Here is a 23,293-nt window from a genome sequence, read left to right on the forward strand (position 1 = left end):
AAATTATTTATTTTCTGAGGACGTAGGCCCTTGATATTTTCAAAATCTTTCACAGTACAAATTTAATCTTATTTCAAAACCACTACAAGATGAGCCTCTGAAGGGGTGGCAAAAATTCCTCTAATTTTTGACGGGGTGGTTTTAAACCCTACAAGTCAATAAATGGCTTGTAAGTCCGGCCAATAGGAAGCTTTTTGCCTTTAATCTGTACAATGGTTGCAGATTTTACTTCGATTTTTGGTTTGGAAATAATATAGGACTTATGAATACGGGTAAAGATATTCGGGTTTAGACTTGCCTCTATTTTACTGATTGGCATTTTAAAGATAAATATCTCTGTTTTAGTATGAATATGAATGTATTCCCTTAAACTTTCGATATAAAAAATGTCCTGTAGAATGATCTTAATCTGTTTCTTGCCACTGCTGATAAAAATATGATCGCGTTCAGCCATTTCCAGTAAGGCATCTTCAGCTTCCATTAAGTATTTAAATTTACCAACGGCTGTTACAAACCGTTCATAAGGAATAGGTTTCAGTAAATAATCTGCAATATCCAGTTCATATCCCTCTACTGCATATTGATGATAGGCTGTTGTTACAATCACAAATGGCGGATTCTTCAATTGTTTCAAAAATTCAAAGCCTTTAACCACCGGGAGATGAAGATCTAAGAACATCAGATCTACTTTATGAATACTCAAAAGATTGCTTGCGTGTACAGCATCAGAACATGTGCCTGTCAGATTCAGTTCCGGATCCCGGGAAATAAAAGTTTCGAGAATTTCTGCGGCAATGGGCTCGTCTTCTACAATAATACAGTTGTATTTTTTAGAGGTTGGATGTATCATTGAAATCAATTTTGAGTTGCACAATATATCGGTCAGTTTTATTCTCAACAGTTAGTCTGTGTTTAGGATAAAGCAGTTCAAGCTGGCGACGGATATTTTTCAGTCCTATTTTAGTAGAATGCTGATGAGATCTCTCTTCTTTGGAATTTTCAATAGAATAGGTAAGGATTCCGTCTGCCAGTTTAATATCAATGGTAATAAAAGACTCTCCCAGACTTTCGGAAACACCATGCTTAAAAGCATTTTCAACAAACTGAATCAGGATAAGCGGTGAAATTTCCTGAGAAGGATTATCAATGCTTTCCTGTAATTGCACACTAAGATGGTGATGTCTTATTTTCTGAATCTGTAAAAAATCCTTAATATTTTCAATATCTTTTTCTATGGAAATACTTTTTTCAGCCGCTTCATAGATATTGTACCGCATGATTTTGGAGAGCTGGAGAATTACATCAGGGGTTTCATCTGCCTTTTTAAGAGCCATTCCATAGATATTATTCAGAGTGTTAAACAGAAAGTGAGGATTGATCTGGGCTTTTAACATGGTAAGTTCCTGATCCAGTTTTTCCGATCTCAATTGAGAAATCTGTTCTTTCAGCATGTTTTTCTGTCTTGTAATTTCTACTCCGAAAACCAATCCAACCATAAAAATAAGATCCATAAAGGAATTGAAAGCCACCAGACCGTTGATAAATCCGGAAGGCTGCTTGTCACCTAAAGTCTCAGTGACTCCATAGATATAAGGATAAATAATATAATGGGTGAAAAACCGATGTCCTAAAACGGCGAGTATAATAATCAGAATATAGAGAATACATTTAATAACCTTATTAAAATGAATCTTTTCATACACATACAGCAAGGAATAGGCAAGAGGAATTTTAATCAGAAGATACCCCAGTTCCAGAAGAAGGGTATTCTGAAGCCGTATCTGCCAAGTGAAATCCGGAAACTGGTATCTGGACCAGTAAAAGTCAAGATATGCCTCCAGAATATAATACAATATCCAAAAAAGCAAATGAATCTGTACCTTGGATTTTATGATTGATTTCAAGCTTATTATGATTTAAAAGTACAAAGTAATATTGTTCAGTCAAATATAAAAATATAAAAGCTATAAAAACAGTTCATTCATCTACAAACAACCTATAGGATTAATACAGTAATATCAAAAATATTTTATTAATCCTTCTTAACAGTTCAAAATAAAGATCAAATTACAATATTTTTGTTGATCCTTTTTTTAAACGAACTTCAGGATACATGAGGTTGATAAAAGAAAATATCAAAAGAATATTAAATTCAATTCCATTGCTTCCGCCTCCTACCACAAACCAGCCATTCCCCCAATGAATATAATAAATTCCAAAAATCAAAATGATGATATTACTGATGGAAACCGGTTGTATACAACGATCCAGCCAAAGTAATGGAACTGAAACAAGATGTGTCAGTTTTATTACCCACGCAAGGTATAATCCTATAGGTGCATACCCTATGGTATTAAGATAATTGATTCCAAAATTATTAACATCGCCACTAAAAATAGAAATCACACTATGCATAAGTAAGATAACAGACAATGCAAATCTGAGGTAGAAGTTCTTTTTCATGAATCTAAGGTAGATATCACGAAGAAATATTTGTTTTTATTGTATATGAATTGCTTCTAACAGCATATGAAATTCTTTTCCACTTTTTGAAAATGAATATTCAAAGTATTCTAACCTGTTTTGTCTCTGATGGTTAACAAATATTTTCCTTTATTCATCTTCTATTATTAACTAATTGTTACTTATTTAAAAGCAAAGATTAACATATTAATTATTCCCTTAATTGTGATTTTTGTAAATTTATTCCTTACTTTTACCGCATTAATTCAAGAAATTAATAAAACTTGACTGAAAAAAACGTATCAATCGGGAACGTCTTCCCTCTATAACTTTCTGATTGATAACAACAGCTAAATCAGCTCCGATTCTAATGCACAAACAACTGTCAAAAAACAAAAAGAGTGGCCACCCTGACCACTCTTTTGTATCGTTATTCTTCCGATCTTAATTCTGACCTAAACTTTTCTTTAAAAATTCTTCAAGCTCCTTTTCATGAAGATTTATAGCGATGATGGTTCCTTCCCCATCAATAATAACATTGAAAGGCAGTTCATCTATTTCATAGGCTTTTGCTACAGGGCTTTTCCAAAATTTTAAATCACTGACCTGTATCCAGTTGATACTAAATCGATCGATCGCTTTCTGCCAGCTCTCTTTATTTTTATCCAGAGAAACACCCAGGATTTCAAATTTATTAGCTTTTACCTGATCAGAATAGGTGTCATATAGCTTTTTCAATTCCGGTTGCTCTCCTACACACGGAGCACACCAGGTGGCCCAGAAATCAACAAGAACCAATTTTCCCTTTAAGCTTGAAAGCGAAAATGGAGATCCATCTGCTTGAGACATTGCTATTTCAGGAGCCCTCTTCCCTACTTCTATCTTATTTTGTGCGAAGGTATATCCTGAAAACAGGATTAAAAATAATAGTATACAACTCGTTTTCATATTAATCATTTGTTGGATAATCTTTATCCAGCCAATCCGTTTTTATGTTTTTAGGAAGATTTAAAAGTTTTGCATTTTTAAAACCCATTTCCATCAATAAATTAAATGCAGGACGAATATTCGGGCATTTTACGAAAGGACAGCATCCACAATAGATTACAATTTCCTTATTTTTAGGAATATCTTTAAGATAAGTTCTTAATTTTTCCAGATTCTCAGGCTCATGAGTAGGGCCAATATCTACAGAACCTTTAATAATAGCCTCAGGCCCTACAGAAATGATTAATAAATCCTTGGTTTTGTGTTTTACAATTCTGGAGGCCAATAATGCCGGATCCATTAGCTGACTATCTTTCCACGGATTCTGTGTTTGCTGTGCCTGGCTGAAAACGGAACAGACAAAGCACACCATCATAAACAAATACTTCATACTTCTATTTTTCACAAATATATAAATGATTTGTTGAATTTTAAAAGGTTTCAGGACTGTATTTTCCAGCAATTACCAGGGTTTTAGAGGGTTTTATTCTTTTTAGGAGTGATGTGAATGACATTGGCAGCTCCCGGTTCAATGATCAATCGGGTTCCGGAACCTCTCTCCTGTTCCCTACCCTGAATAGCAGAACCGGTTGCTAAGGTCAGTTTTCCTTGAAAAACAGGATGTGGCGGGATCAGTGATATTTCAATATCCTCTTCTTCGAGCTGTATAATAATGGATGCAGCATCAATGCTGTGGCGGGTTCCGTCTTTATCTACTGCAAATATTGGATAAGGTTTAGTTTCTTCCATTGTAATATGATTTTTAACAAAGATAAAACTTCAGATGAATTTCTCTTTTTTGTATTTTAGTAGAGAAAAACAAATCATAGTAAGGCTTAGCTATGATTTAAGGTAACTTAAAAGTATTTTTATTCTATGAAAATGAATCCTCCTGAGCACTGGGCAAATTTTATTAAGGCTTTTACTAAAAAATACAAAGACGAGATTATTTTTGATGTAGTCCGTGTGTTTCGTACAGTAGAAGAGATACAGGAACGTTATGATACTTATGAATTTGGGGAATATATTTCCGAATATCTTCCGGTGGCAGACGATTCCGGTGGGCAGGTTGCTGTTATTTCCAAAGATGAAGGAAATACAAAAGTGTACCTGAGTTCGTATGGAGTATTGCAGGAAAAAGATTTTGAAGTACTGGATCGCGATCTGATGCACTGGATGCAGCGGAAATTTCCTTTTGAAAGAAAACAGAATGCCGTTTCGGAGGCTAACCTTGAGAGAAAGCAAAATGAAAATACTATTTTAGCTCAAAAAATAGCTTCTTTCCCCTCTATTCTACAGTTTTTGAAAGAACCAGCCATTATTGAAGGACTTGCATTGCCGGAAAATTATACTTCTGTAGAACATATTTATTATTTTCAGGATGGATATCATTATAACTCAGTAGAAAATAAAGACTTGACGAGTGATGCTCCGGGAAAATTTAAATCAGATTGGATTGTTGTGGCTTCCAATTATTTTGCAGATCCTTTTTTTATTGATCTAAATGAGGCTAAAGATGATTTTCCGGTCTATTTCGCCTATCACGGTCAGGGAGTTTGGGAACCTGTAAAAATAGCTGAAAGTTTAAGTACATTTCAGGAAATACTGCAGGAAATTCAGAATCTAAGATTTGGTAAAGAAGCATTAATTCAATATTTTGATGAAAATATAGATCTGGAAAATCCTTTATGGAAAGAAGTCTATACAAGTATTGAAGAGGAAGAAGAGGAAGAATCAATAGAAACTTATGAATCAATAGGTTCAGAAGTCAATTTGTATATTACGGATATAGGACCCAATAAAATGAAGGTTATTGCATTACTGAAGAAACAATTCGGGCTCTCAGGATCAGAAGCACTTGAACTCAGTAAAAAACCTAAAATATTGTTCAGAACCGGATACAGAAAATGGCTGGAATATGATGCTAAACAATTGGAAGATCTCGGTGCTATAGTTGAATTTGAAACTTTGGATTAAAAGATCTTCAATATTGTAAGTCTCTGGTATCTTAATAATTTCTTATTGTTTTTGAAAGGGTTGTATGTATTTAAATACAAATATTTTATACATTTATATAAAGTATTGTGAATAAAAAACACCTTATCATGGAAGAAACATTCCAGCCTGATGCCATAATCATAGGATCCGGATTGGCAGGACTTACAGCAGCAATGGAAATTACAAATGTTGGGAAAAAAGTACTGCTTCTGGATCAGGAAACTGAACAGAATATTGGCGGGCAGGCTTTCTGGTCATTCGGGGGACTTTTCCTGATTAATTCACCCCAGCAACGGCGAGTGGGAATTAAAGATTCTTATGAATTGGCTTTACAGGACTGGAAAGGGACTGCAGGTTTTGATCGTGATGAAGATTATTGGCCCCGAAAATGGGCAGAAGCCTATCTTAAATTTGCTGCAGGGGAAAAGTATGAGTACATTTCCAAAATGGGCATCAGACTGATGTTTATGGTAGGTTGGGCAGAACGTGGTGACGGATCTGCCAGCGGGCACGGAAACTCTGTCCCCCGTTTTCATGTGAGCTGGGGAACCGGTACAGGAGTAATAAAACCCTTTGTGGAAAAAGCATATGAAGCCAGAGAAAAAGGGCTTCTGCAAATGAAATTCCGGCACAGAGTGACGGAACTGACTGTAGAAAACGGAAAAGTAACCGGTCTGAAAGGTGATATTCTCGAAAATGATACTCAGGAAAGAGGGGTTGCTACCAATAGAAACATCATCTCCCAATTTGAATATTCTGCACCTCACATTATCATTGCCTCAGGAGGTATCGGTGCCAATCATGAATTGGTAAGGAAAAACTGGCCCGAAAGACTGGGAACTCCTCCCGAGAATATGGTTTGTGGTGTTCCGGCCTATGTAGATGGTAAAATGATTGGTATTGCTGAAAATGCAGATGCCAGTATCATCAATCGTGACAGGATGTGGCATTACACAGAAGGGTTGCAAAATTGGGCACCCATCTGGCCCAATCATGGGATCCGGATATTGCCGGGACCTTCCTCATTGTGGTTTGATGCTAAGGGAAATCGTCTCCCCGCTCCTTTTCTTCCAGGATTTGATACGCTGGGAACATTGAAATACATTCAGGATACAGGATATTCCTATTCCTGGTTTATTCTGACCCAAAAAATCATCAAAAAAGAATTTGCTCTATCCGGTTCAGAACAGAATCCGGATATTACCAATAGAGACTATGCTCTTTTTCTGAAGAGAATTTTTGGAAAGAAAGCTCCCGGCCCTGTTGAAGCTTTTAAAAAGCATGGAAAAGATTTCATCGTTTCAGACAATCTGAAAGATCTGGTAGAAAGAATGAATCAGCTGGCGGGCAACCACCTCCTGAATTATGAAAAAATAAAATCCCAGATCGAAGCCAGAGACAGGGAACTTGATAATAAGTTTTCAAAAGATACGCAGATTAACTACATCAGAAGCACCAGAAGTTACCTGGGAGATAAGCTTGGAAGAGTTGCTGCTCCCCATAAGATCCTCTCTTCTGAAAACGGACCTTTGATTGCGGTAAGGCTGAATATTTTAACAAGAAAAACATTGGGCGGAATAAAAACCAATCTGAACGGACAGGTTTTAAGAGAAGACGACAGCATCATTAAAGGACTTTATGCAGCAGGGGAAGTGGCAGGATTTGGAGGTGGCGGAATGCATGGCTACCGGGCTTTGGAAGGAACATTTCTCGGTGGGTGTATTTTCTCAGGAATGAAAGCTGGAAAGTATATTGCCGGATTAAAAGAATAATTCAAATGGATAAAAGCACAAAATGAGCAATTATTATAACGATAAAGTAATCTGGATTACAGGAGCATCATCGGGAATTGGTGAAGCCCTGGTAAAAGAATTGGTACAAACAAGCAATGCTAAAATTATTCTTTCCTCAAGAAATGAAGAACAGCTTTATGAAGTGGCAGAGAGTGCCGGGCTTACTGTTAACAGGTATACTGTAATTCCTTTAGATCTGAAGAACTATAAAGAAATGCCTGAAATAGCAGCCAAAGCCAAGGCTGCATTTGGAAAAATAGATATTCTGATTAATAATGCAGGATTATCACAACGTTCTCTGGCTATGGAAACCGATATAGAAGTAGATAAACGCTTAATGGATGTTGATTTTATAGGGACAGTGGCATTAACCAAAGCTGTGGTTCCTTATATGATTCAAAATAAAGGCGGACAGATTGCTGTAGTTTCAAGCCTTATGGGAATATTTGGAGCTCCGATGCGCAGTGGTTATGCTGCTGCCAAACATGCACTTCATGGTTTTTTTGATGCTCTCCGCGCAGAATTATATGCTCAAAACATTTCAATAACGATAATCTGCCCTGGGTTTATACAAACCAATATATCCATTCATGCAGTAACCGGTGACGGATCAAAACAAGGAACAATGGACGATGCTACCAATAACGGAATACCTGTGGATATTTTCGCAAAAAAAATGCTGTATGCCATTGAAAAAAAGAAAAATCAAAAAGCCATTGGTGGCAAAGAAATATTAGGAGTTTATCTGAAAAGGTTCTTCCCTGCCCTGTTGGCAAAAATCATCCGAAAAGCAAAAGTAGTCTGAAAGAAAATTTTAGAATGAATGAGATAAGGATGCAGTTTATAATATAAAAACCCACACTTCAAGTATGGGTTTTAGTGGGGTCAATATTTAATGTAAAATTATTCTATAATGAATTTTTTAGTTATTTTTTGTGTACCGCCCTGTACGGTTAAAAAATAAGCTCCTTTTTCAAGATGACTTGTATTTATTTTTGTTCTTAGTCCTTCTAATTTCTGCTGATGAACTGTTTTTCCTAACATATCTGTAATCACAGCCTGCATAGAAGGGGTAAAATAATCAAGCTTTAAGGTAATATAATCTTTTGCCGGATTAGGGAAAACATTCGCTGTAACTACAATATCTTTCGAAACCTCGTTTGTTGCCAGATTCTCCGGAGCAAGTTTTACTACCCAGACATCATCATTTCCTTGATTAACGGTTAGATCGCCATTGTTTGAATTAGAACCTCCGGCAATTATATATCCCCCATCTGCTGTTTGAATAACAGAGTTTGCATCATCAACTCCTGATCCTCCCAAGCATTTTTGCCATTGAATATTTCCTGTAGCACCCAGTTTTACAGCCCAATAATCATAAGAAGAGGGCACTTCTCCTGAACCTGAACCTGTAGATGGATGATATCCTGTCACCTGGCCGTCATTTGAAGCTGTACTTCCTACAACCAAATACCCGCCATCATTTGTCTGAATGACAGAAGAGGCAAAGTCAGCTTTGCTTCCCCCCAAAGCTTTTTGCCATTGAATATTTCCTGTGGCATCTATTTTTACAACCCAGTAATCAGTTCCATCATGATTTCCGGTTACATCTCCGTCATTAGAAAATGCATGACCTGCTACAATAAACCCTCCATCTGAAGTTTTTGCAAGAGATGTTGCTAAATCCTGGTGTGAGCCACCTAAAGATTTTTTCCAGTAAATTACTCCACCATCTGAATTCAGTTTTATGATCCAATAATCTTTCCCTCCATGGTTTTCTGTTACATCACCATTGTTGTTTTCGGCATATCCGGCAACTACATATCCGCCATCTGTAGTCTGAACAACAGAACTGGCCCGGTCATCTCCTGTTCCCCCTAAAGATTTTTTCCATTGAACATTTCCATCCGAATTTATTTTTACGATCCAATAATCTATATAACCATTATTTCCGGGTACATCACCTGTATTATTTGAAGAAGAACTTCCCACAAATATATATCCACCATCTGTTGTTGGGACTATTTCACTGATTGTATCATAATTTGTTCCTCCAAAAGCTTTTTTCCAATAAGTAACGCCGGCATCAGAATTTAATTTTAAAACCCATCCATCTGTAAACCCATGATTGCCTGTTACATCACCATTGTTTGAATCAGAATTTCCGGCAACCACATATCCACCATCTGTAGTCTGAATAACTGAAGTGGCTCTGTCATCTCCAGTTCCTCCAAAAGTTTTTTGCCATTGAAGAACTCCTGTAGAATTTAATTTTAAGAGCCAGTAATCTGAATTTCCGTGATTTCCGGTAACATGACCGTTAGTTGAGTTAGACGATGCAGCAATCATATATCCACCATCTGCTGTCTGTATGATAGAACTTGCATAGTCACTTCCAGTGCCTCCAAAAGATTTTTGCCACTGTATGGACGGAGCTTGTGCCATAGCAAAGCCCGAAAAAAAAATACCGGCCAATACAGGTAGTGTTTTTTTGTAATTGAATTTCATGGTTTTTAGTTTATTTGAATTAGAAAGAGTAAAAATATAATTTGTAAAGGAATAAACATTCATATTTTAAAATTTTTTAACGTCATTGTTGGATTAATAATCCTGAATGTAAATTAATCTTGTTTTAAAATAAACACTAGGTCTTTCGAAACCTGAAGGTTTTCCTATCAGTAAAATGTATCCGTTTTCAGGTAATATGTTTACCTGCTTTGAAAATGAATGCCTGTACATTTGTATCATAAAATAATCACAGTGTTAATCACTAAAAAACAAGTATTATGATTCAATCAGTAACATTCAAAAACCTTAACTGGGACGTTGCAGCAGATCTCTATTTCCCTCCTAATTTTGACGAAAATAAAAAATATGCAGCCATCATTAGTGCACATCCAATAGGAAGCTGTAAAGAACAAACTTCCGGAAATGTGTATGGACAGGCATTGGCAGATGCAGGATTTGTAGTGCTGGCATTTGATGCATCATTTCAGGGAGCGAGTGGCGGAGATATCCGTTTCATTGAAGATCCCACATTAAGAGTGGAAGATTTCCGTTGTGCCTGCGATTATCTTGTAACCCTTCCCTATGTAGATGAAAAACGTATCGGGGTATTGGGAATTTGTGGTGGCGGTGGTTATGCAATCAACGCAGCTATGACAGAACGTCGTATCAAGGCTGTAGGAAGCATTACAGGAGCTAATTATGGAAGACTTTGGAGAGAAGCATTCGGAAACTGGAACCCTATTGATGCGTTGGAGAAGATTGCGGAACAACGTACAGCAGAAGCAAGAGGAGCAGAAAGACGTATTGACCAATTTTTACCACCATCTGTAGAAGCTGGGGAAGCAGCTGGAATCAAGGATATTGATGTATTGGAAGCTACAGAATATTACAAAACCTCAAGAGGGGAAAAACCACACGGAGCAACCAGCTATCTATATTCCCGAAGCAGTGCCGCAGTAAGCTGGGATGCTTTTTATCTTGCAGAGGTATTACTCACACAACCATTAATGGTAGTAATTGGGGATAAGCCCGGAGGTTTTGGAGCGTACAGAGATGGCCTGGAGATTATGAGAAGAGCCAGATCAGAGAAAAAGGAACTTGTGATTGCGGAAGGATGGTCACATTACGAACTGTATGATCAGCCGGAGCCTGTAAAAATAGCATTGGATAAATTGATCCCTTTTTACAGGGAAAATTTGTAATATATTATCCATCAATAGACAATGTTTTTAGTTTGAAAGAATATGAATCGGCGGCCACAGGCCGCCGATTCACTTTATCAATAAATTAAATGCTTCATTCAAATTTATTTGAATCTTAACTTTAAGATCAATATCCTTAATGGTTAAAAATTAACAAACGTTCAGCTACAAAAGGTTGATTCTGAAAATAGATTCAGAAATTTTTAACCAATCCTATTCCTACTATTTTATTTTGATAGAAAGGCATAATCATGGTAGAACTTGAGAGGGGTTTAGCTTTATTCTTTCCACGAAGGATAGTATCGATCCTTGGGAAAAGCCAGTAAGCCAGTTCTGTAGAAAGAATTCCAAAGCCGGCGCCTGCAACTACGTCTCCAAGCCAGTGTTTGTCATTCAGCATCCGGTATACTCCTGTAAAAATGGCAAACGGATATCCGGAAAGGCTAAGCCAGAAATTGGTATCCTTATATTCCCTGAACATAAACTGTGCAGAAGAAAATGCTGTGGCAGAGTGCCCGGAAGGAAAAGAAAGGGTGTTTGACTGATCGGGTCTCTCTTCTTTGACAAGGTATTTTAAAGGCATGGTAAATGCCGCAGAAATCAGTTGTGAAGAAGCATAAATAATAGTACGGTCTCTTAGATTATGTTTTCCTTTTATTCCTATGGCATTCAATCCGTATACCATTACTGCAGGAACATATTGGGTATAATTATCCAGGTTCATTGGTGCCGGTTGGTGTTCATTAATCTCTGTACGGGTAGAAAAATTAAGTTGTTTGAGCTTATCTGTTGTTAGGCCTGCTACTCCATACGTAATGAATGCTGCAGGAATAATCAGACTTTTATAATTCAGCTTACTTGTATGGATACCAGACAAACTATCTTTTTTAGACTCATCAGCCATAATAGTATCATTATTCTGAGCATTGATTCTACTGATAACAGAGGTGAAAATCAGTAGATAAATGAGTGATTTTTGACAGGACCTTTTCATTTTACGCAGATTGTTTTATATTAAAACTTATAGCTGTATCCCAGTCTTACAACCTGGGTTTCATAATAATCATTGCTGGTATATGCAAATCCCATCCCTTGAATATTTTTCTTAATAACCATTGTGTTGAGGAGATCAGAGGCATTTAAGAAAAGTTCCCCTTTTCCTTTCTGAATTGCTTTTTTCAACCCAATATCCATGGTAAACCTTTCTTTTATTTTTCCCTGAGGAATAACATCCGGGGCCAGATAAACAGCTGTAAGCTGAATATTCAGTCCTTTTGAAAAACGAAAGATGTTATTCAGCTTTATATTTCCGGAAACAGCGTTCTGCCTGTCTGCTGAAAATATATTAGGCTGAGGATATAGATTTTGAACTGTAAATGCATTGATCTGGTTACGATAGATATTTCCATTGATATTGAATGAGTAGACATCCGAAACCTTTTGATTCCAGATTGCTTCTAATCCTGTATTATAGCTTTTACCGGCATTTTGAAAAATCGCATAGATCAGATTACTGCCTGGTACAATACTCGAGATCCGGGTAATTGTTCCATTGGCAAAGCGATGATATATGGCAGAATATAAATATCCATTATCCCAATTATATTTATATCCCAATTCAATAGAGTTGGTAAATTGTGGCCTTAATGCCGGATTTCCAACCTTAATGATTTCGGCATCATCATATTTTGGAAATATTCTGATATCCACTTCATTCGGACGGTCTACTCTCCTGTTATAGAACACTGAAAACTTGTTATGGTCATTCAGTTTATAGGCTAGTCTAAAATTGGGAAATGGCTGAGTATAATGGTATCCATCACTTTTATACGTTGGATGATTAGGATTCACATCATATTCAATTCTTACATATTCCAGCCTTAGCCCAAGCTCAGCCTCCCATTTTTCATTCTCAAAAATATAGTTTCCATAAACAGCAGGAATAAATTCTTTATAGTCAGCTTTACCACCGGCAGATGCATCCAGTACTGAATTTGTTCCGGGAATAAAGTTCATATTGGTAGGAATACTTCTGCTTCTCAGTTTAATACCTGTTTCAATTCTGCCATATTTTAAAGGCTTTATATAATCTACATTGAAATCATAAACCTGTTCATCTGATAAGAGTTTGAAAGCATCAGTTCCGGTAGATGCCGGTAAATAATTATCATAGAAATATTTTTCATCCTCCCTGTGAAAAGTATAATTGAATCCAACATTTAATAAATGACCTGCTTCTTTAAATTTATGCTGATAAGAAGCACTCCCCATTATGGTCGTTTTCAGCTCATCCTCCAGAAATTGCCACAAACGAAGGCGCTGAGACTTATCTCCATTGAAAAATGGCTGATCTCCACGATCTATAATTTTTTCACTTCCGTACATTCCTGAAATGGTTAAAGTATTCTGGGCGTCAATATTCCAGTCCAATCCTGCTTTTGTGTTAAAGAAGTTGGTATTTCTGTTTCTTTTCAATTGAGAGTTAATAACCGTTCCGTTATCATAAGTACGGGTTACAAATTCATTTTTATTGAGAGTTTCTGTGTATAAATTATCAGCCTGTAGAAATAGATTGACCTTATTTTTTCTGTAATTAAGAGAAAGAGACGGATTAATCTTTGGAGTCAGCGTATATTGAGGCCTGATGGTTGGCAAGTTGTCTTTTCTTACCCACAATGAGCCCAGACCTGCTGTAAATCCTATTTTTCCGTTCCAGCCATTCTGTTTGTTTTTCTTCATGATAATATTGATGATTCCGGCATTTCCGTTGGCATCATACTTTGAAGAAGGATTGTTGATAATCTCAATCTTCTCAATAGCTGAAGACGGAATATTATCAAGTCCGGTCTGGCTTCCAAATCCCGTAAGGGCGGTCTGTTTACCATCAATAAGAACGGTTACCTTATCATTTCCTCTTAATTGTACTTTTCCGTCCTGTACAGTAATCCCGGGAAGATTCTGCATACTCTGCAATACTGATCCTCCACTTTGGCTGATATTATCCGCTACAGAATAGGTTTTTTTATCAAGTTTGTTATCCAGGTCATTTTTTTTAGAAGCAGATACAACGACTTCTTCAATTGTTGTTTCTTTTTCTTGTTTTTGATTGAGTTCTATCGGCGGAATTTCTAAAAACTCAGAAAGACCTCCAATAAAAACAGATTGTTTATGCATATTATATCCTGCGATGGAAGCCTCCAGTAAGTAATGATCTGGTTTAACTCCGCTAATAGAAAATCTTCCCTCTTCATTGGTAATTGTTCCGGCAACAAATGCTGTATCTTTTTCCTTTTTTAAAATTATATTGGAATAAGGAATGGCTTTCTTATCTTTAGTGGTTACTTTTCCGGAAAAAGTGACTGAACTTACTTGTGCGGTCACCATAGAAGAAATAGCAATGGTTGGGAAAAGTAAAAATTTTGATCTGTTCATTATAATTGGGGGCTTTAATTACTTATTGTATAAAATTTCAGTTTTGAAGATTAGGTTCGTTAATTTGTTTTCTTTGCGAAATAAAAATCATTACGATCATTAAGGCTAGAGATACCAAGGAAGCATTGATTGTTCCCAGATCAAGACCTCCTTTTGTAAGAGGTTTAGTCAAAAGGTCTCCAAAAGTAGCTCCAAATGGTCTGGTCAATACAAAGGCAATCCAAAACAAAACCACATGATTGATCTTTGTAAAATAATGGAGCAGTATAACAATCAGAATGATCAGTCCGGTAATCAAAGCTCCGGTCATATATCCAAGTCCTAAATTATCACTCAAAAAATCCCCAAATGCAGTTCCAAGGCTATTGGAGAATAATATAGCAGTCCAGTAATAGAATTCTTTATTTCTTTCAAATAGGGGGAATACCTCAAGATTACGATACTTTTTATACCATAAAAAAAGCGAAAGTAAAAGCCCGGAAAGAAGTATCAGACTTCCTGTTAAATATCCGGCTTTCAATGTTCTGTCAATAAAATCTGAAATTTCCGTTCCCAGTGTGGTTGTTGCGATGATAACCAACCAGTACACAGCCGGGATATATTTTTTGACGCTGAGTTGTATTGATAATATAAAGATGAAAAAGAATAAGGTAATGAAGATTCCTTTCGTGTAACCCAAATTCAGGGTCATGGAAATAAAATCACCAAGGGTCTCCCCTAAAGTGGTCGCTACAATTTTCATAAGCCAGAAAAGGATAGTGACTGCTGCTACTTTATTTGCCGTTCTCATTGTATTTATTTTCTTATTGGGTTAAAATATTCGGAAGGATAAATTGTGTCAATCTGCGAAAAACTCCATGGTAAAACACTGTGTATTTATATTTTATAATTCAGAATTATACTATTAAGCTTTGAATTTTGTAAGCACATTGCCTTTATAACAATAAAACTCATGAGAGGTCTTTTTTCCTAATACATATACTTTTTCAATATGAACCTCATCGTAGTGTTCTATGAGGGTATGATACTTTTCTTTCAGATATCCGGACAGTTCCTCAGGCTGTACATTTTTCTCTATTTCTATTCCTTCTTGACCTTTATATTCAAGAACCATCCGGGTGTTTCTCCAGGACATTGTATAAACATTTTTATGCACGGTGGATGAAGAATTAATCACAATCTGATCCTGCTGGATAATCTTTCCTGAAGTACTTGTCATTAAAGTGATCCCGGAAATAACCATAGCCCCATACCCTATCTTTTTAAACAGGTTTTCACTCAGATGCGGCAGAATATATTTCACGGTATAAGAAGAAAGAATAGCGGCTACTGCAATCGCAATTCCTAACCAAAGAGCAGTATTGGAATATAGTCCTAATGAAATATAAATGATAAGTTTAATAAGATGAAGAAAAATTTCATTAGCCGCACGGGTTGCTACAATTTCCTCTTTTTTAAGTCCGAATTTTAAGTAAAAACGGTTAAAAAGCAATCCTACAGCTCCTGTAATCCCCGAAATAAAACCTGCAGAGAAACCAATAAGAGCCAATGCTGATTTTGGATATTCTTTTCCTGTTTCTTCAATTTTATTTTTAGAAGCAAAAAGCTGCGGCAGATTGGCGATCAGGAAGAATGCTACCATCAGTTGCAGATAATTGGGGTTTACATATTTAATCAGATAGGCACCCAACAGAACAGCCGGAATAGAAAACGGAACAAACCATAAAAATATCTTCCAGTTAATATGTTGTTTAAATACAGCAATTCGGGAAGCTGAACTTGTAAAGGTTCCAATCGTTAGAGAAAAAGGAACCAGTGAGGTAGGAAGCAAAAGATTCAGGATCGGAATCAGAATAAGGCTTGCACCACCTCCACAGATAGCGCTGATCCAGAATGCAAGAATAGTTCCTGCGAATAAAAAAGCAATTTTTAAAATCATTTCTAAATAAAATTTACACTTCAGTACCTAATATTTTCAGTACAAAGATGCCCTCCGATTTAGAATTAATTTTGAATTTTTAAAATTTAAATGTTAAGAAAATAATAAACTAACAGAAAAAATATGACGTCCATTTTCGAATCTGTAATTGATTGTCCAGTGATGAAATTTGCAGATTTCCTGGATAATAGATAAACCAAGTCCGCTTCCATTAGTATCCGCAGATAATTTTGAAAACCTTTTAAATAATAATTCTCCATTCAGCTGTTGAGCTCCTGAATTAGAAACTTCGAACACAGAATTCATTAATTGAATAGAAATTGTGCCCCCAAAAGCAGTGTGACGGATCGCATTGATGATAAGATTATTTATCATAATCTCTGTAAGGCTGCTGTTTCCATTTACCTTAATAGGGATTATATTTTTCTCTACAGATATGTTTTTCTGTTCAAAATGTTCCTCAAGAATATCAATACTTTGAAGAAGCATCTGGTCAAATGAAATAGTTTCAGAATTATCAAACTGATGATTATCTATTTTAGCAAGTAATAACAGATTTTTATTAATACGGGAACTTCTTGTAAGTGCTTTGTTCATATCCTCAACAATCTCATACTGTTTTTCAGTAAGATCCTGATCCTGTAGCAAAAGATCCAGTTTATTTTTAATGATAGCTAATGGAGTCTGCAGTTCATGGGATGCATTTTCAGTAAACTCTTTCTGGCTTTTATAGACAGAGATATTACGTTCTATCAGCTTTTGAACAGATTGATTCAGCTCTTGAAATTCCATAGTGTCAGAAGTTGGAAATTCAATTTTACTTTGATTGTTAAGATTAAAAGTTTTGAGCTGATTAAGCGTATCCCTGAAAGGTTTCCAGATGGATGCAGAAAACTTCCTATTCAGGTAAAGAAGCCCTACCAAAATGACCACAAAGAAGAATATCGTGATCATCGCAATGATACCAATTGTTTCATGAGACTCTTCAATATTGGTCTCTACTGTAAACAGATAAGGTTTTCCATGGATATACACTACCTTTTTCAGGCATCGGTAGCGTTCTTTTTTTTGTTCGGAAATAAATGGTAGATGTTTTTCCGAAATATAAACGCTGTCTTTCCTTATTTGGTTTTGGGTGATTCTTTCAATATCTGTTTCGGGCTGAATATGGTTCCAAAGATCAATACTCCGTTCCAGATTTTCATCAGAAAGCTTTAAATGATTGAATTTATAAGCCGTTTTCTCTACAATAATCTGATTATGCTCATCCAGTTCATTCTGCCAAATGGAATCCACTACGAAATAATACACGGGAATACTTATCATCAGAACAATAAGTACATAGATAATAAAAGGTTTGGTGGTTTTGCTTAGTAGAGGTTTCAAATTGTATGGTTCAAGGTTTAAAGCTGATCGTTTGAATCGTTTTTACTCTTTGCAATTTAGCATTTTATTTAAGGGTTAAAAATTTGAAAATAGACTGTCATCTGTATCCTTCCAATCATAGCAAGGAATATACTTTCTAACCTAGGCTTCCCATTTATACCCCGTTCCATATACAGTCTTCAAATAATGTTCACAACCTGCATCATATAGTTTTTTCTTAAGGTTTTTCACATGGGCATATACAAAGTCATGATTATCAAGCATATCAGCAAAATCACCGGAAAGATGTTCTGCCAGTGTACTTTTAGAGATTACTTTGTTTTTATTTCCTATAAAATAGATTAAAAGGTCAAATTCTTTTTTGGTTAAAGAAACAGTTTCATCATTCACGGCTACTGTTTTCGCCAGAAGGTCGATCTGAAGTTCATTTTGTCTGACCACATTAGAACTGCTGAACTGCTTTCTACGGATAATGGAATACACCCTTGCCATAAGCTCAGAAAGGTGAAAAGGCTTGGTAAGATAATCATCAGCTCCCAGCTTCAGACCTTCAATCTTGTCATCCAGAGCATTTTTGGCAGAAATAATAATAACACCATCCTCCTTATTTTGCTTTTTTAATTCCTCCAGAATCTTAAGGCCATTCCCATCAGGAAGCATAATATCCAGTAAGATACAGTCATAGTCGAACATTTCTATTTTATTTATGGCTTCACTGAAGGTAACTGCATTTTCACAGAGGTAATTTTCCAAAGATAAATATTCGGAAATACTTTTGGCGAGTTCTGCTTCGTCTTCAACAATTAGAATTTTCATGCGATAAATCTAAGATTAAATTTTGAAGAAATTTTGAACGTCAAATAAATAATCTTGAGAATAAAATGTACTAAAAAGGGACTTGGGCCTTTTCATAGATCAGGCCTTCTGCTTTCAATTCCTGCCAAAAACCAGGAGGAATCTGGGCATGCAGTGCTTTCACATTATCCTGTACCTGGTTCGGTTTACTGGCACCTGGAATAATAGAAACAAATTCCTCAGATGCAAGGACAAAATGAAGTGCCGCATCCACAATATTGATTTTGTATTTCTCTGCGATGGCCATTATTCTTGCCCGTTTTTGTTCCATACCCTTTGGAATCAGATTCTTATAATTATATCGTTCCCTTCCGGTAATATATCCTGAATTATATCCTGCGCCTGAAACCAGCTTTACTCCTGACTTTTTTACTGCAGGAAGAAGCCTGTCTACAGCATCTTCATGCTCTAATATAGAATATTGTGTGGCAGAAAGACAGATGTCGGGATCTGCAGATTCAATACAGTCAAGAATGGGTTCAATCTTGTTAACCCCCATTCCCCAGGCTTTGATAATACCTTGATTCCGAAGTTCAGAAAGAACTTTAAATGCTCCTTCTCTAGCCTGTTTCAGAAAATAAGGATAACGATCCCCTACCTGATCTTCAGACAGATCGTGAATGTAAACGATATCAATGTGGTTCAATCCTATTCTTTGCAGACTTTCTTCAATAGACCTTTTTACAGCATCTGCCGTATAATTGTGTTCAAAATCATAGTTCAGAGGATTTTTCCACATCGTAGGCGGAACCTCAGATTCAGGAACCTGATGGAAAAGCCTCCCTACTTTTGTAGAAAATATAAATTCCTTATGATCTTTATCTTTAAGAAAATCCCCAAACCTTCTTTCGCTTTTGGTGAGGCCATACCAGGGAGATGTATCATAATATCTTATTCCTGAATTCCAGGCAGTCTGAAGAATATCATAAGCCTCTTCGTCCGTTATATTTTCAAAAGCAGTTCCAATGGCAACCCCTCCTATTCCTAATCTGTGTTTTTCTGTTAAAACCTGCGTTTTCATATCGATAATTTTTATGGTGTTGAATATATGCTGCAAACATCATGCAGACTTAAACAGAAAAACGGGTAATAGAATTCCAGTCTTTTTTGCCTGTTTATTAAACATTGATAAGAGAATATTACGGTTTTCTTATTTTATGTTAAATGTTTGTATTTCGGAATCTTTGGTCTTGTTATTGGTGGAATTAAGACCATTTCAAGATCCATTTAATATGAAAAAGCATATTCTAGTCGTAGGAGGAGGATTTGCCGGCATTAATCTTATCAAATCCCTCAGAAACGACAGCCGCTTCAGAATTACACTGGTAGATAAAAATAATTATCACTTTTTTCCGCCATTAATTTATCAGGTAGCAACATCTTTTATAGAAGCCTCCAATATCAGCTACCCTTTTCGTAAACTGTTTTCAAATAATAGAAACGTAAAATTTCACATGGGCAGTCTGGTAAGAATTAATAGTAAGGAGAAAACCATAGAAACGGATACAGGAATGCTGGCTTATGATTATTTGATACTTGCATTGGGTACAGAATCCAATTTCTTCGGGATGGAAAATGTAAGGAAACATGCCCTACCCATGAAAAACATAGAAGAAGCACTCTATCTTAGAAATCATATCCTGTTAACTCTTGAAGAAGCTGCCCGAAATAAAGACATAAAACAAGCGGAGAAACTTCAGAATATTGTCATCGCAGGAGGTGGTCCTACAGGAGTAGAATTGGCAGGAATGCTTGCAGAAATGGGAAAATATATAGCCCAAAAAGAATACCCGGAAATTAAGTTAGGTCTTTCCCATCTGTATCTGGTAGATGCTCTTCCTTCTCTGCTTTCGCCGATGAGCGACATGGCCAAGGAAACTGCTTATGAAAAACTCAAAGAACTGGGCGTGAAAATTATCCTGAATGTGGCTGTAAAAGATTATCTGGACTGTAAAGTTATTTTAAGTGATGGTAAAACAATTGAAACAGAAACCCTGATCTGGACCTCCGGAGTTATCGGTCGTGAGGTTTGGGGATTACCTGACAAAAGCATCGGAAAAGGAAGAAGAATTTTGGTAGATGCTTACAATAAAGTAGAAGAAACTGAAAATATATATGCATTGGGTGATCTCTGTTTGATGCTTTCTGAAGAGAAATACTCTAATGGTCATCCTCAGCTTGCCCAGGTGGCTATTCAGCAGGGAAAAAACCTTGCAGCCAATTTTAAACGGATAGAAGATGAAAAGGTATTGGAGCCTTTTCAGTATAATGACAAAGGAAGTATGGCCATTATTTCGAAATATAATGTAGTAGTTGATCTTCCGAAGCATTCCTTTAAAGGATTTATGGCTTGGCTTACCTGGCTTTTTATCCATATTATTCCTCTGGTTGGGTTTAAAAATAAGCTTCAGCTTGCCTTTGACTGGTTTCGTTTGTTTATCACCAATAACCCTTCCATCAGGCTGATCCTTTATCCGAAAAAGAATACAGAAAACGGATCTGTCTGAATCCGATAAAAATCAATTCACTATTCAATATATTGCAAAAGCCTTTGACGGGCAGGAAGAAGATCTTGTTTTAACGAAGCCACAGCAAATATACATCAGCCTGTAATAGTAGCTGCAAAAGAGTGTTTTGCAGCTGATTTACTTCATTAAAAAGGTGTTTTCAGGGAAATTAACTAGAAAATCAAAGTCTTTTATCCAATTCCGGGGAAATTTTTAAAGAGTATTTTAGGAGTATTTTTACCATATATTTCATAAATTTACACAGCTGTTTCAAATTGAAGCCCGCATTAAAATTCTTCCCAGGTGAAAATTCACAACAAAAAAAAGTACCTAAGCTTTCTAAAATTTAAAAGAGATTTCCAGAAATATGGACTGGAAAAAGCCCGCAGTTATGAGCTTATTCTGCATTGGCTGAACAACAGACTGAGCCGGAACCAGTTTCTTGTGCTTTCCGGAATTCTTGTAGGATGTACAGCAGGATTGGCTGGAGTTATTTTGAAGACATTGGTACATAATATTCATTATTTCATTACCAATAAAGTTCATTTTGAATATCAGATCCTATTCTATATCGTTTTTCCTTTTTTAGGAATTGTTTTAACCACGATGATAGTTCTTACCTTATTCAAAGGACAGGATCGGAAAGGTATTGGAGCTATTCTTTATGAAATTGCCCAAAACTCAAGTATTGTAGCCTCTGTAAAAATGTATTCACAGGTGATTCAAAGTGCAGTCACCGTTGGATTAGGGGGGTCTGCAGGATTGGAAAGTCCCATTGCTGTTACCGGAGCGGCGATAGGATCCAATTACGCACAGACTTACAGACTTAATTATAAAGAACGTACATTATTGCTGGCTGCCGGAGCCACTGCCGGAATTGCATCTGCCTTCAATGCTCCTATTGCCGGAATCATGTTTGCCTTTGAAATTCTGTTGACCGGAGTTGTTTTTACAGACTTTATTCCATTGGTGGTTGCTGCGGTTTGCGGAAGTCTTTTATCAAGGATATTACTTCAGGAAGATGTTCTTTTCAGATTTTATACCAGAGAAGCTTTTAACTATAAAAATCTACCATATTATCTTATTTTAGGTCTTGTAACGGGGCTTTATGCCAGGTATTTTGTGATTATCTCTCAAAAAGTGGAACATTTTATAAAAGGACTTCAGCTTTCAAAAATGCGTAAAGCAATGTTTGGAGGTGCTGTACTATCGCTGCTTTGTGTATTGTTTCCGCCTTTATTCGGAGAAGGCTATGATACGGTGAAAGCTTTTACCAACGGAAATACCCATTCTATTATTGAAAACAGTCTCTTCAGATACTTTGAAATTGGTGACTGGACGATTATTATATTCTTAGTCCTGGTATTATTATTAAAAGCATTTGCTACATCATTTACAATATTCAGTGGCGGAAACGGAGGAAATTTTGCTCCTTCTCTTTTTGCAGGCGGAACAGTGGGATATTTATTTGCATTGGTATGTCAGCATATTGGATTTACGGATGTTCCGGTTACCAATCTTGTACTGGTAGGAATGGCAGGGGCCATGAGTGGTGTGATGTATGCTCCGCTTACAGCCATATTTCTGATTGCAGAATCCAGCTTCGGATATGATCTTTTTATCCCGCTGATGATTGTTTCCATCATTTCTTACCTTATCGCCAAATGGTTCTCTCCTATTTCTCCGGAGCTGAAATCTCTTGCCGATGAAGGCAAAATTTTCACCAATAAACATGATAAAAACCTGCTTTTTGCCTTAAGAACAGAAGATTTTATTGATAAATATTCTCAGACTATTCAGGAAAATGCTTCTATCACAGAACTTTTTGAACTGGTAAAGAATGGCAATAAAAATATTTTTGCCATAGTGGATGATACCAAAGCATTAAAAGGTGTTTTAACACTGGATGATGTGAGGCCTTATCTTTTTAACAAAGAAATGGATACTTCACAAACGGTTGCTCAAATCATGAAGACTCCGCCGGCAATAGTTTATCCTGAAAATAAACCGCTGGAAATTCTTCAGACTTTTGATGACACCGGTGTGTGGAATCTTCCTGTTGTGAACAAGAATAATGATTTTATCGGATTTATTTCCAAATCTTCTATTCTGATGAGTTATAGACAGCTGTTAAAGGAGTATTCGGATTAAGATATAATTACCTCTCCAAATGACTCTAATATTTAGATAAAAAATAAATCCGTTCACAAATACTGAACGGAT

20 protein-coding genes are annotated in these 23,293 nt (G+C 36.3%); 6 read left to right on the top strand and 14 right to left on the bottom strand.

The features are described from left to right. Positions 1–148 precede the first annotated feature (148 nt). The 6 genes from M2372_RS09595 to M2372_RS09620 form a co-directional block, all read right to left on the bottom strand. The gene (locus M2372_RS09595) at positions 149–850 is read right to left on the bottom strand and encodes a LytTR family DNA-binding domain-containing protein (RefSeq protein ID WP_185018780.1); all 702 of its coding nucleotides are present in this window, start codon (positions 848–850) and stop codon (positions 149–151) included. Beyond that, positions 831–1,904, bottom strand: a complete 1,074-nt coding sequence (locus M2372_RS09600; protein WP_123319118.1) for a sensor histidine kinase — start codon at positions 1,902–1,904, stop codon at positions 831–833. The genes M2372_RS09595 and M2372_RS09600 overlap by 20 nt, the downstream gene beginning before the upstream one ends. A gap of 163 nt (positions 1,905–2,067) precedes the next feature. Continuing rightward, positions 2,068–2,463 (bottom strand): DoxX family protein, encoded by a 396-nt coding sequence (locus tag M2372_RS09605; RefSeq protein ID WP_123319119.1) that lies wholly within the window; start codon positions 2,461–2,463, stop codon positions 2,068–2,070. Positions 2,464–2,907: 444 nt separating this feature from the next. Next, entirely contained in the window at positions 2,908–3,411 is a 504-nt protein-coding gene (locus tag M2372_RS09610) for a TlpA disulfide reductase family protein (RefSeq protein ID WP_228455682.1), read from the bottom strand. Between the two features lies 1 nt (position 3,412). Next, positions 3,413–3,841 (bottom strand): rhodanese-like domain-containing protein, encoded by a 429-nt coding sequence (locus M2372_RS09615; protein WP_123319121.1) that lies wholly within the window; start codon positions 3,839–3,841, stop codon positions 3,413–3,415. Positions 3,842–3,924: 83 nt separating this feature from the next. After that, complete coding sequence (locus M2372_RS09620) at positions 3,925–4,200, bottom strand: hypothetical protein (RefSeq protein ID WP_123319122.1); 276 nt, start codon at positions 4,198–4,200, stop codon at positions 3,925–3,927. A gap of 126 nt (positions 4,201–4,326) precedes the next feature. Here M2372_RS09620 and M2372_RS09625 point away from each other — a divergent pair, with 126 nt between their 5' ends. From M2372_RS09625 to M2372_RS09635, 3 genes are all read left to right on the top strand, one after another. Beyond that, positions 4,327–5,427, top strand: coding sequence for an SMI1/KNR4 family protein (locus tag M2372_RS09625; protein WP_123319123.1), 1,101 nt, complete (start codon positions 4,327–4,329; stop codon positions 5,425–5,427). Between the two features lie 128 nt (positions 5,428–5,555). Continuing rightward, a complete protein-coding gene (locus tag M2372_RS09630) occupies positions 5,556–7,220 on the top strand; it encodes an FAD-binding dehydrogenase (RefSeq protein WP_123319124.1) in 1,665 nt (554 codons plus the stop codon). Between the two features lie 22 nt (positions 7,221–7,242). After that, positions 7,243–8,046, top strand: coding sequence for an SDR family oxidoreductase (locus M2372_RS09635; protein ID WP_123319125.1), 804 nt, complete (start codon positions 7,243–7,245; stop codon positions 8,044–8,046). A 98-nt stretch (positions 8,047–8,144) separates the two neighbouring features. Here the strand turns inward: M2372_RS09635 and M2372_RS09640 are convergent, their stop codons facing one another. Further along, positions 8,145–9,749, bottom strand: a complete 1,605-nt coding sequence (locus M2372_RS09640; RefSeq protein ID WP_185018782.1) for a T9SS type A sorting domain-containing protein — start codon at positions 9,747–9,749, stop codon at positions 8,145–8,147. Positions 9,750–10,027: 278 nt separating this feature from the next. Here M2372_RS09640 and M2372_RS09645 point away from each other — a divergent pair, with 278 nt between their 5' ends. Continuing rightward, complete coding sequence (locus M2372_RS09645) at positions 10,028–10,951, top strand: alpha/beta hydrolase (protein ID WP_228455683.1); 924 nt, start codon at positions 10,028–10,030, stop codon at positions 10,949–10,951. A 193-nt stretch (positions 10,952–11,144) separates the two neighbouring features. Here M2372_RS09645 and M2372_RS09650 read toward each other — a convergent pair whose 3' ends face one another. The 7 genes from M2372_RS09650 to M2372_RS09680 all read right to left on the bottom strand — a co-directional run bounded on the left by M2372_RS09650 (position 11,145) and on the right by M2372_RS09680 (position 19,584). Then, entirely contained in the window at positions 11,145–11,945 is an 801-nt protein-coding gene (locus tag M2372_RS09650; protein WP_123319127.1) for a phosphatase PAP2 family protein, read from the bottom strand. A 20-nt stretch (positions 11,946–11,965) separates the two neighbouring features. Further along, positions 11,966–14,383 carry a TonB-dependent receptor domain-containing protein gene (locus M2372_RS09655; RefSeq protein ID WP_123319128.1) on the bottom strand — a complete coding sequence of 806 codons (2,418 nt, stop codon included), beginning with the start codon at positions 14,381–14,383 and terminating at the stop codon, positions 11,966–11,968. Between the two features lie 37 nt (positions 14,384–14,420). Further along, entirely contained in the window at positions 14,421–15,173 is a 753-nt protein-coding gene (locus M2372_RS09660) for a hypothetical protein (protein WP_123319129.1), read from the bottom strand. Positions 15,174–15,287: 114 nt separating this feature from the next. After that, positions 15,288–16,322: a sulfite exporter TauE/SafE family protein gene (locus tag M2372_RS09665; protein WP_123319130.1), complete on the bottom strand. Its 1,035-nt coding sequence runs from the start codon at positions 16,320–16,322 to the stop codon at positions 15,288–15,290. Between the two features lie 93 nt (positions 16,323–16,415). Then, positions 16,416–17,708: a HAMP domain-containing sensor histidine kinase gene (locus M2372_RS09670; RefSeq protein WP_123319131.1), complete on the bottom strand. Its 1,293-nt coding sequence runs from the start codon at positions 17,706–17,708 to the stop codon at positions 16,416–16,418. 141 nt (positions 17,709–17,849) lie between these two features. Then, complete coding sequence (locus tag M2372_RS09675) at positions 17,850–18,524, bottom strand: response regulator transcription factor (RefSeq protein ID WP_123319132.1); 675 nt, start codon at positions 18,522–18,524, stop codon at positions 17,850–17,852. 70 nt (positions 18,525–18,594) lie between these two features. Continuing rightward, on the bottom strand, positions 18,595–19,584 hold the full coding sequence (locus M2372_RS09680) for an aldo/keto reductase (protein ID WP_123319133.1): 990 nt from the start codon (positions 19,582–19,584) through the stop codon (positions 18,595–18,597). Between the two features lie 211 nt (positions 19,585–19,795). Between M2372_RS09680 and M2372_RS09685 the strand changes: the two genes are divergently transcribed. Both M2372_RS09685 and M2372_RS09690 read left to right on the top strand, forming a co-directional pair. Beyond that, complete coding sequence (locus tag M2372_RS09685) at positions 19,796–21,070, top strand: NAD(P)/FAD-dependent oxidoreductase (RefSeq protein WP_123320072.1); 1,275 nt, start codon at positions 19,796–19,798, stop codon at positions 21,068–21,070. A 303-nt stretch (positions 21,071–21,373) separates the two neighbouring features. After that, the gene (locus M2372_RS09690) at positions 21,374–23,221 is read left to right on the top strand and encodes a chloride channel protein (protein ID WP_123319134.1); all 1,848 of its coding nucleotides are present in this window, start codon (positions 21,374–21,376) and stop codon (positions 23,219–23,221) included. The last annotated feature ends 72 nt before the right edge of the window (positions 23,222–23,293 follow it).

The sequence above is a fragment of the Chryseobacterium sp. BIGb0232 genome, assembly GCF_024810195.1.
GTDB classification, from domain to species: Bacteria; Bacteroidota; Bacteroidia; order Flavobacteriales; family Weeksellaceae; genus Chryseobacterium; species Chryseobacterium pennae.

What these genes read in the sequence shown, in the direction of transcription:
- M2372_RS09655 (WP_123319128.1), bottom strand. Translation starts at nt 14,383, where the DNA reads ATGAACAGATCAAAATTTTTACTTTTCCCAACCATTGCTATTTCTTCT.
- M2372_RS09645 (WP_228455683.1), top strand. Translation starts at nt 10,028, where the DNA reads ATGATTCAATCAGTAACATTCAAAAACCTTAACTGGGACGTTGCAGCA.
- M2372_RS09625 (WP_123319123.1), top strand. Translation starts at nt 4,327, where the DNA reads ATGAAAATGAATCCTCCTGAGCACTGGGCAAATTTTATTAAGGCTTTT.
- M2372_RS09595 (WP_185018780.1), bottom strand. Translation starts at nt 850, where the DNA reads ATGATACATCCAACCTCTAAAAAATACAACTGTATTATTGTAGAAGAC.
- M2372_RS09650 (WP_123319127.1), bottom strand. Translation starts at nt 11,945, where the DNA reads ATGAAAAGGTCCTGTCAAAAATCACTCATTTATCTACTGATTTTCACC.
- M2372_RS09630 (WP_123319124.1), top strand. Translation starts at nt 5,556, where the DNA reads ATGGAAGAAACATTCCAGCCTGATGCCATAATCATAGGATCCGGATTG.
- M2372_RS09605 (WP_123319119.1), bottom strand. Translation starts at nt 2,463, where the DNA reads ATGAAAAAGAACTTCTACCTCAGATTTGCATTGTCTGTTATCTTACTT.
- M2372_RS09680 (WP_123319133.1), bottom strand. Translation starts at nt 19,584, where the DNA reads ATGAAAACGCAGGTTTTAACAGAAAAACACAGATTAGGAATAGGAGGG.
- M2372_RS09640 (WP_185018782.1), bottom strand. Translation starts at nt 9,749, where the DNA reads ATGAAATTCAATTACAAAAAAACACTACCTGTATTGGCCGGTATTTTT.
- M2372_RS09660 (WP_123319129.1), bottom strand. Translation starts at nt 15,173, where the DNA reads ATGAGAACGGCAAATAAAGTAGCAGCAGTCACTATCCTTTTCTGGCTT.
- M2372_RS09685 (WP_123320072.1), top strand. Translation starts at nt 19,796, where the DNA reads ATGAAAAAGCATATTCTAGTCGTAGGAGGAGGATTTGCCGGCATTAAT.
- M2372_RS09675 (WP_123319132.1), bottom strand. Translation starts at nt 18,524, where the DNA reads ATGAAAATTCTAATTGTTGAAGACGAAGCAGAACTCGCCAAAAGTATT.
- M2372_RS09665 (WP_123319130.1), bottom strand. Translation starts at nt 16,322, where the DNA reads ATGATTTTAAAAATTGCTTTTTTATTCGCAGGAACTATTCTTGCATTC.
- M2372_RS09620 (WP_123319122.1), bottom strand. Translation starts at nt 4,200, where the DNA reads ATGGAAGAAACTAAACCTTATCCAATATTTGCAGTAGATAAAGACGGA.
- M2372_RS09635 (WP_123319125.1), top strand. Translation starts at nt 7,243, where the DNA reads ATGAGCAATTATTATAACGATAAAGTAATCTGGATTACAGGAGCATCA.
- M2372_RS09615 (WP_123319121.1), bottom strand. Translation starts at nt 3,841, where the DNA reads ATGAAGTATTTGTTTATGATGGTGTGCTTTGTCTGTTCCGTTTTCAGC.
- M2372_RS09610 (WP_228455682.1), bottom strand. Translation starts at nt 3,411, where the DNA reads ATGAAAACGAGTTGTATACTATTATTTTTAATCCTGTTTTCAGGATAT.